The sequence below is a fragment of the Streptomyces niveus genome (assembly GCF_001723055.1).
GTDB classification, from domain to species: domain Bacteria; phylum Actinomycetota; class Actinomycetes; order Streptomycetales; family Streptomycetaceae; genus Streptomyces; species Streptomyces niveus.
Genome location: NZ_MDCR01000534.1, coordinates 1 through 802, shown reverse-complemented (window position 1 = coordinate 802; position 802 = coordinate 1). Strand labels below are relative to the sequence as shown.

General features: G+C 69.7%; 1 protein-coding gene. It reads left to right on the top strand.

From position 1 onward, the window contains the following. Nucleotides 1–99: 99 nt before the first annotated feature. Nucleotides 100–802: response regulator (locus tag BHU15_RS37380; protein WP_069631133.1), on the top strand; the 703-nt coding region annotated here is incomplete at its 3' end.

Here is an 802-nt window from a genome sequence, read left to right as displayed (position 1 = left end):
GGGAGACCGGGCGGGTGGCGCATGGGCCCGTTCGGCCCTGGCCGGGCCCCGGAAGGTGGGCAACGATAGAAGCGGGGCACGAGCGGCGGAAGGGCCGACATGAGCGAGGTACGTGAGTTTTCGCCGTCGAACCCGATCCGGGTCTTCCTGCTCGACGACCACGAGGTCGTCCGGCGCGGCGTACAGGATCTTCTCGACGCCGAGCCTGATGTCGAGGTGGTCGGCGACACGGGTACGGCGGCCCACGCGCTGGCCCGGGGCCCGGCGCTGCGCCCGGATGTCGCCGTGCTCGACGTACGGCTTCCCGACGGTGACGGAATCACGGTCTGCCGGGAACTGCGCTCGCTCATGCCCCGCCTCGCGTGCCTGATGCTCACGTCGTTCGACGACGACGACGCGCTCCTCGACGCGATCATGGCCGGGGCGGCGGGATATGTGCTGAAGGAGATCAACGGATCGGACCTGGTGGCCGCCGTGCGGACGGTCGCCTCCGGACAGTCCATGCTCGACCCGGCGACGACGACCCGGCTGATGAGGAGTCTGCGCGGCGAGGAGGACGACACGGAGCACGAGCAGGACGCCCTGTCGCAGCTCACTCCCCGTGAGCGGGAGATTCTCGCGCTGATCGGGGAGGGGCTCACCAACCGCGAGATCGGCGGACGGATCTACCTGTCCGAGAAGACGGTCAAGAATCACATCTCGCGGCTGCTCGCCAAACTCGGTGTCGAGCGGCGTATCCAGGCCGCCGTTCTCGCTACGCAGGCGGCTTCCCGGGCCGACGGCGACACCGGCTCGTCCGACG